At 57.7% G+C, this 8,489-nt stretch carries 6 protein-coding genes and 1 pseudogene; all 7 read right to left on the bottom strand.

Features of this window, described 5'->3' with window-relative positions; translation table 11 throughout:
- The coding region (locus T18_RS25715; RefSeq protein WP_075807879.1) for a BapA/Bap/LapF family prefix-like domain-containing protein at positions 1-646 on the bottom strand (646 nt) is incomplete at its 3' end.
- A 551-nt stretch (positions 647-1,197) separates the two neighbouring features.
- Complete coding sequence (locus tag T18_RS25710; RefSeq protein ID WP_038497359.1) at positions 1,198-2,502, bottom strand: TolC family outer membrane protein; 1,305 nt, start codon at positions 2,500-2,502, stop codon at positions 1,198-1,200.
- Between the two features lie 1,146 nt (positions 2,503-3,648).
- A pseudogene (locus tag T18_RS28160) lies at positions 3,649-3,837 on the bottom strand (LysE family translocator); the annotation flags it as partial.
- 205 nt (positions 3,838-4,042) lie between these two features.
- Positions 4,043-5,173, bottom strand: coding sequence for an NAD(P)/FAD-dependent oxidoreductase (locus T18_RS25700; RefSeq protein WP_038497593.1), 1,131 nt, complete (start codon positions 5,171-5,173; stop codon positions 4,043-4,045).
- 15 nt (positions 5,174-5,188) lie between these two features.
- A complete protein-coding gene (locus T18_RS25695) occupies positions 5,189-6,223 on the bottom strand; it encodes a Gfo/Idh/MocA family protein (protein ID WP_038497362.1) in 1,035 nt (344 codons plus the stop codon).
- Between the two features lie 19 nt (positions 6,224-6,242).
- Entirely contained in the window at positions 6,243-7,751 is a 1,509-nt protein-coding gene (locus tag T18_RS25690) for an amino acid ABC transporter permease/ATP-binding protein (protein WP_038497365.1), read from the bottom strand.
- Between the two features lie 60 nt (positions 7,752-7,811).
- On the bottom strand, positions 7,812-8,489 hold a 678-nt coding region (locus T18_RS25685; protein WP_323455282.1), incomplete at its 5' end, for an ABC transporter substrate-binding protein.

Raw genomic sequence — 8,489 nt, 5'->3', positions numbered from 1 at the left:
CCGCATCAGCATCTGCGTCCGCGTCGGCGTCCGCATCGGCATCCGCGTCCGCATCCGCGTCGGCATCGGCATCCGCGTCGGCATCGGCGTCAGCATCCGCGTCCGCATCGGCATCCGCATCAGCATCGGCGTCAGCGTCGGCATCCGCATCCGCGTCGGCGTCAGCATCCGCGTCGGCATCTGCGTCAGCATCCGCATCCGCATCCGCGTCAGCGTCAGCATCACCGTCATCGCTGGACGATCCTCCAAGAGCGAGGGCTCCCCCGCCAGCCAGCAGGCCTAGAGCGACAAGACCGAGGACGGAGCCGTCACTTGTAGCGGCGCCAACCAGTTGATCTACGCCCTCTATTTGTGAAAAACGAAAGTCAGCCAAGCCGTCGCTATGCTCACCCAGCCAGAGGTTGCCATTTTCATCCTCCAGCACCAGCTCGCTGTGCTCACCATCCATCTCGCGGAAAAAGTGTCCGATGCGGATGGTCTCGCCGGAACGCATCCGAAGAAGGAGATCGTCACCGTCGCGCACGAAGTCGGAGACCTCATTTTTATCCGCGCGAATCCGCACGATGCTCGGTTTTTCGATATCAAGTTTATCGAGCGACACGGTCTGAGAACCACCGGCGGCCTTGTCGGTAACGATCGCAACCATGAAACTTTCCTCCTGCAACGCGGTAACATCGGCGACAGAAATTCCTGCCGCCCGTGACATCAGGCAACATGTAAGAAACTGGATTTTCGCAAGCGACGACCGCTGAGAAGCAAGCAGCCCCAAAATCAACGGATCGGTTTATCTAAACGTCGGAAATAGTCTTCCGATCGCCTCTCCCACCCTCATAATTGCATAAAAAATGGACTCTGCAAGAAAAAAACAACCGGGAAGAGCATTAGGAAATTCTTTTGTAACGGTAATTCCGAGATCTAATATATGTTTTCCCCTCTTATATATGAGGGTGGCAACAGTGCGAAGTCATGGTCGATTTCTCTTCGGGATGGCTTGCATTATCATCGGTCGGCAATCACGTGTGAGACCAATTCTATTTTTGGTCAACACCCGTTATGGTCGTATCTTGCGGCGATCCGACCTTCCCCGTGATACTGTTTAATCAAGCCTAGGCGCGAACCAGGAGAGAAACTTTGCGTTTAAAAAATTGATTAAAATCAAATATATGTCGCTTAAGGGCCGGCCGTTGCTACCGTCCGCTAAAGGGAAATGCCCTGGACGGTTTGGCCTTCCAGCGAGAAGGCTTCCCGCATTCGTCCACTATTGAACGTGCAGTCGATGTTCAACCTGTGCAGGTCATACTTGATGTTGCTGATATCGAACCTGGCGGCATGGAGTTCCTGGTCGGCGTTGAGCAGATCAAGCAGTGTTCGCGTGCCGAGTTCAACATATTGTGTTCGATAGAGATCACGCGTCTGTCGCATCGTTGACTGACGCGTCGAGAGCGAGCGGCGCAGACTTTCTTTACTTGAAATCTGACTACTGGCTTCCGTCAGGTTCCTCAAGATATCAACCAACGCGCGCGCTTCTGCAGCCTGTGATGCTCCAAGCGCCTGGACGGCCATGTTGCGTCTAGCGCTCGTCGCACCGCCATTGTAGAGGCTGCCCGTAACCTTTAGCCCGACACTGTAGTCGGGATCAAATGAGCTGAGTTCCGTCACGTCGACACCAATTCCAGCGTCGAGCGACAGTGTCGGCAACCCTTCGGCTTTCGCAAGAGCAATCTGCGCGGCCGCCGCTTCGCGATCTGCCGCTGCCTGCATGACTGCCGGCACGCGCGACCAGTCCGGATTTGTGGAACTGCAGGACTTAGACAGCCATGCCGGCAGTGTGTCCGATACATCGACGGGTCCGTCGATACCGCTTAAATTCGCGAGGATCGCTTCCCAGCGCGATAATTGCCCCTCGATCTCCAACAATGTGGCTTCGGCGGCCTGAACACGCGCTTCGGCTTGCAGCAGATCTGAACGCGTGCTTGCGCCCTTGTCGGTGCGCGACTTCACCAGGTCCAAGATCGCTTTCACATCCTTTATCTGGTCACGCGCAACACTTCCCAATGAGCGATTGCGCTGTATTTCGATCACTGAATACGCCGTTTCGCGCGCCAGATCGTCCACAGCCATCATAACCTGCGACTTCCGGCCCGCAATTCCCGCAGTGGCGATTTTGACCCGGTTGTCCACTTTACCGAAATCATAAAGCATCTGCGAGACATTGAAGTTCAAATCTGGACTGTAGCGATCCGATCTATTGGTGCTATAGGAAGAGTCGAGTCCCCAACTCATATTGGGAAGATAACCGGCACGAGCTTCATTGACCGACTCGGTCTGCTGACGAAGCCGACCTATGGTTTCCGTGACAGCGGGATGCCAATCGACTGCCTTTCTCACAGCAGTTTCGATTGACAAGGGGCCCTTGTGTTCGGTTCGTTCGCGTTTCGCCGGCCTGACGGGTTCCGATATCGTCCCGATCACGCCCGGAAGATCCGCGTTACCAAGTTGCATGTCTTTGCCGGAAGCTTCAGGATTCCCGGGGCCCGCTTGTCGGATGTTGGCGCTGGAGCGATTTGCACAGCCAGTTGTCAATATACCCGCGGCGATGACGCAAACAAACGCTGGAAGCCAACTAAATCGCATTTAACGTTCCACCTTCTGACGGGAAGAATGAGCAACCTGCCAGTACGAGGAACGAGACCATGGCTTTGATTTACCGACATAAAACCGGCTTTGGAGACAGAACTAGGCAAACATGGTTAACGATTGGTTAATCAGGTCAAGTGAATAATAACCATGTATATCGCTTAAGGCATGATCCAGGGGCGTTTGCTCAACCAGTTCTCTATGCTGCTGTTACCTGATCATCTGCTTTGGGGGGGCGCAATAGTGATGCAAACCTGCCACTAAATTTAATGTTTATTCCAATTGCACACGCAGGTGCGTGCTACTAATATTTGGCGTCGCAAGATAGGTTGTTGATGCAATTACCAGTTTGACCGACCTCGTAGCCCGCTACGGATGTGAAGCTATATGAAGGCGCATCACGACACAGCGATCCAATCTGCGACCCTGGCCTGATACCGATGAGTCCGATTTTGCCAGCATGATTTCCCATCCTGAAGTCAGGATTGATCAGTTGGACCAATTTCGAGGGCGGAGAGCGATCGTGGTTTCGACCGCTTTGTACAGGCATTCGATTTGCGTGCGTTCGCATGATAGGTCATCGAGTGTGGGAGTAACGCTAGTTTCTAGGCTGTGTTGGCCTCGTGTCGGTCTGCAGAGAGCGTCCTCTGGGTCCCCCACGTTGAAATTGGATGGCGGGTTGTCCGCAAAGTATTGGGGCGATTTCTAGCGACCATGCCGTCTGAACGCCCCGGCACGCAAGTTACGAAGCTGCATCCTCGAGGGTGCTCGCGCAATGGCACGCGGTATCGTCAAACTGAATCTTATGTTACGTTGAGGCGTCACAGGAAAAAAGCAGAGATTCTATTTGCCTAACTCAAACTCATCCTGTGACTTGATCGCCTTCGATTAGAAGGCCCAACGGAGCGTGTGATAGATTCCATCCGCAGCCGTAGCAAAACCTCCTGAAAGTCGTAAAACTTGTTCCCACGACGAGGTCCAAATTGCCATGAACGGAAATATACCTAAGCGCGCGGCGGCGACGACATGCACAAGCGTGGCCGTATGGATGCCAAGGATTGAAACGAGCCCCGCAGAGCGACCCTACTCGACCGAGCGCGCGAAGATGTAAAGAACTGCCGGTCCCGGCACAAGAGGCAGCACCAGTGTAGCGCTGACGAACAGGCTGAGATTTGTTGCGCTGGGAATTGCCAAATCCATAGTTATTTTGGCCCGTTTTTTATTGCGCTACCAATAGCATGCGGCGGCCTCAGACACGAGGTCATCCTCTTTTTTGCCTTTGATGTTCGAGTCGACAAGAACGGCATCCAGATGTCAGGCATCGGAACGGACGTCTCAGTCTCAGTATCGTAGAAAAACCGGCCGCTGCGGCCGGCTCATTTTGGCGATATCTGCCTGACATTGCTCAATTCAGGGAGAAGCGGCCAGGTCGGAAGGTTGCGAGCATGGGATGTTCGGTGCCTGTCGCAACCTCGAACGCGAGCAGCTCGCCCACGATGAGGCCGAGTGTAGCACCGCTGTGGCTGAAGGCCGCGTAGTAACCGGAAATACTCTTGATGGCTCCAATCACCGGCTCGCCATCGCCGGGGATCGGTTTGCCACCAACGCCGATGGAAGCCACCTCGAGTTTCGGATTGCCTTCCATCACCCGCGCAGCCTCAACCAAAAGCTCTGAAACCACGCTGTCGTCGATATCATAGCTGCCGTCTGCGCGCACTGTCACACCCTCGTCGGCCGCCCAGTCGGCATCCAGGGAGAATGTGCGGTCCGGCGCCGGGCGAACGGCGACGCGCGGTGTATTGAGAACAGCGCGCAGGGGATGGGCGAGCGGTCTCGTCTGCACCAGAAGGGCAATCGGTGTCCCGTCGGCAATGGTCTGTCCGCTTTCCGCAGCCATCTTCGGGACGGCCGGACCGGTGGCAAGCACGACGGCATCCGCCCGATGGAGAACAGCATTTGCAGTTTGCGCGCCAATGACACGACCACCCTCGATCACCACCCGTGCAGCACCCTGGTCCGTTACCAGGACGCCACCGAGTGCGAAAAACTCCTCAAGCAGCACACCAATCAGCGTCGGCAAATCGACCCATCCTTCGCCGGGATTGTAGATTGCGCCCTGTGGAGTGATTGCGCCGGCGTCGACACCGGGCACGACGCGGGCGACTTCGGTTGCTGAAAGGCGCTGCGCATCATAGGCAAGCGAAACTTCGTGGCGATAGGCCGCGTCGATCTCATTGCGCTCGTCATCCGCGTCCCAGGTCAACCCGCCATCAAAGCGAAGCCATTCTGCGCCGGGATTCTGCGCCGCGAGTGTGCGATACCGGTCGATGCCGGCCATGCGCAGCCGATGATAGGGCTCAGAGCGCATGCGTGCCGAGTTCAGCCAGGACAGCGAGCGGCCGGAGGCACCATTGGCCGGCGGCCCGTCGTTGAGGATCGTCACCTTAATGCCGCGCCGCGCAAGCTGGACGCCAGTGGAAACGCCGAAGATACCCGCGCCGATGATGACGGCCGAAGAGATGGTGTTGTCGGTCATGGAATTGGCTTTCAATCAATTGTCATACGGATAGGGTAAGGCATCGGGGATCTCCCAGCGACCGCTGGCTGCGGAGCGGAACAGCGCGTCAATCGCCGTCATATTCGCGATTGCGTCGCCAAGCCCCGTCTCGAGTGGCCCGCCGGAGAGAACAGCCTCGGCGAATGCATCGGCCTGTTCGCGATACTGGTCGACAGGCCCGATCGCGATCTCCTCGCGGCCGCCCCCGGCAAGATCGCGACCATCATCAAAGACAAGGATGGTCGCCTCATCAGCTGGTGCATTGAAGGGAATGGGGATTTCCAGACGCCCGCACGTTCCAAGCACCGTGACCTTCTGCGTGAGGGAGAGTTGTGTCGAACAGGTGAAGGCAAGCTGCCTTCCCTCTGGAAACGCAAGCAGCCCGCTCGTCAGCCGGTCCGTGCCGAAGACGGGATCGCGCTCCATGAGGGCGATCGCCCGTACCGGTTCCGCGTCGAACAGGAACCGCGCCGTGTTGATGGCGTAACAACCAACGTCGAACAGACCGCCGCCGCCAATATCAGCCTGGTTGCGTACATTCCCGGGGTCGTCGAGATAATAGGAAAAGATCGTCTGGATGGCCCTCACCTCGCCGAGGCGCCCCTCGACAATCAACGCGCGCGCCTTTTTCCATTGCGGATGGTGGCGCACCATGAAGGCTTCCGCGACCGGCAGGCCCGCCGCCTTTTGTGCCGCTGCCAGTTCCCTCGCCTGCTCGGCATCAAGCGCGATCGGTTTCTCGCAGAGTACGGGTTTGCCCTGCGCCAGTGCCTTTATCGTCAGTGGCACGTGCAGATGATTGGGCAAAGGGTTGTAGATTGCGTCTATTTCTGGATCGGCAAGCAGTTCCTCGTAGCTGCCATAGGACTTGGCGATGCCGAAGCGGGCCGCCATCTCCTTCGCCTTCGCGGCATCGCGCGAGGCGATTGCCGCAACGCGCCCCAGGCGGCTGGACTGGATGGCGGGAATGACCGCCTTGGCAGCAATGCCTGCGCAACCGAGCACACCCCATCGTATCGTTTGTGTCATTGGTTTCTCCTCCCGGCGCTCAGAGCACTTCCGCTAGGAAGCGCTGGAGACGCGGGCTTTGCGGGTTGTCGAATATTACCTCTGGCGTGCCGGCTTCAACGACGCGCCCCTCGTCCATAAAGACGACCTGATCGGCCACCCGGCGGGCAAATCCCATTTCATGCGTGACGACGACCATGGTCATGCCACGCGTGCCGAGCTCGGCCATGAGGTTGAGCACGCCCTTGACCAATTCCGGATCGAGCGCACTCGTCACCTCGTCGAAGAGGATAACCTCCGGTTCCATGGCAAGCGCACGGGCAATGGCAACGCGCTGCTGCTGCCCGCCGGAAAGACCACCCGGACGGTGGTGCTGGCGGCTCGCAAGGCCGACATCGGCAAGCCTTGCCTTGGCGATGCGCTCCGCCTCGGCTGCGGGCAGGCCCTTGATCTTCGTCAGCGACAGCATGACGTTTTCCAGCGCCGTGTGGTCGGGAAAGAGGTTGAAATGCTGGAAGACCATGCCGACCCGGCGGCGCAGCGTTTCCGGCTTCATTGCGAGAATGCTTTCGCCATCGATAAGAATATCGCCGCTCTTCGGCTCGACCAGACGGTTGAGCCCACGCAGCAAAGTCGATTTTCCGGATCCGGACGGGCCGATGATGCAGGTGACGCTGCCCGGCTTGACTAAAAGATCGACACCCCTCAGCACATCAAGATCGCCATAGGCCATACCGAGACGGCGTACATCGAGGCTGCCGCCCTTGAACGAGACGCCAGTCGCGCGAGCTGCACTGTCGAGTTCACTGACTTCCTCCAGTCCACTGGTGATGACGGAGGGGCGCTGCTTGCCAACACGCAGACGATTGTCGATCGCATTGACGACATGGGTAAGCGGTACGGTAACGACAAGGTAAAACACGCCCGCCAGCAGGAGCGGTGACAGATTGCCGGTCACCACCGCCTGGTCCTGTCCCACGCGAAATATCTCACGTTCTGAGGCCAGAAGCCCGAGGAAATAGACAAGGCTCGAATCCTTGACGTTGCCGATGAACTGGTTGACGAGGGCCGGCAGCACGCGGCGCACGCCCTGCGGCACGACGATAAGGCGCATGCCCTGGCCATAGCTCATCGACAATGCCCGGCAGGCCTCCATCTGCCCACGGTCGACGCTCTGGATACCAGAGCGGAAAATCTCGCCGATATAGGCACCGGCAATCAGGCTGAGTGCCAGAATGCCGAGCGGATAAGGCGACGGACCGAAGAGCTCGCGGCCAATGCGGGCAAAACCCTGGCCAATCAGGAGAATTGTGACGATGGCCGGCAGGCCGCGGAAAATATCGGTATAAAGACGAGCGGGAATGCGCAGCCAGGGCGAGCGGGAAATGCCCATGATCGCAAGCATCATGCCGATGGCGACGCCAAGCACAGTCGAGGTCGCAGCCAGGATCAGCGTATTCTTGAGACCAACTGTGATCATGGTCGGCAGCACTTCGGCCATGGCATTCCAGTCGAGGAAGCTACGGCGCAGGTTTTCAAGCCAGTTCATCAGGATATCCCTTGAAAGAAAGGCCGGTCCGACCGGTGAAGGCCGGACCGGAAGGTGGCATCACTGCTTGGGAAGATATGCCTGCGGCATCGGCGTGCCGGGGAACCATTTTTCGTGCAGCTTTTTCCAGGTGCCGTCCTGCATGGCCTCTTTCAGGCCCTTGTTAAGCGCCTCGCGCAATGCATCGTTACCCTTGCGGATGACGAAGCCGGCCGGAGCATCGAAGCTCGGAATGTTGACTGCGACCTTTAGTGCCGGATAACGGGCGGAATAGTCCTTTGCAGCCTCGAAATCGAGGAAATGTGCATCGACCGTCCCGTTGTTGAGTGCGGAAACGGCAGAATTGTTGTCAGGGAACTTCACGAGATCAGTACCGGCAAAATTCTTCTCGGCGTAGATTTCCTGAAGGGTACCCTGCACCACACCGAGACGCTTGCCCTTGAGCCCCGCTGCATCGGTGATGCCTGCCTCCGAAGTGAGGACGCTCAAGAAACCTGCAAGATAACCATCAGAGAAATCAATGGTCTCCTTGCGCTTGGCAGTCGTGCCGATCGCAGCGGCCGCAACATCGAAGCGGCCGTTGGCGACAGAGGGCATCAGGGCCGAGAATTCCTGGCCGGTGAACACCACCTGTTCCTTCTTGAACCCAAGACGTTCGGCTACGTTGAGGAACAGCTCTATGTCGAAACCGGTAAAGTTGCCGTCGGCGGTGGTGAAGGCATAAGGCTTGGCATCGCC

It is taken from the genome of Rhizobium sp. TBD182 (assembly GCF_001950375.1).
GTDB lineage: Bacteria > Pseudomonadota > Alphaproteobacteria > Rhizobiales > Rhizobiaceae > Agrobacterium > Agrobacterium tumefaciens.
The sequence above is the reverse complement of the archived record's forward strand: the minus strand, read 5'-3'. Positions and strand labels throughout refer to the sequence as shown.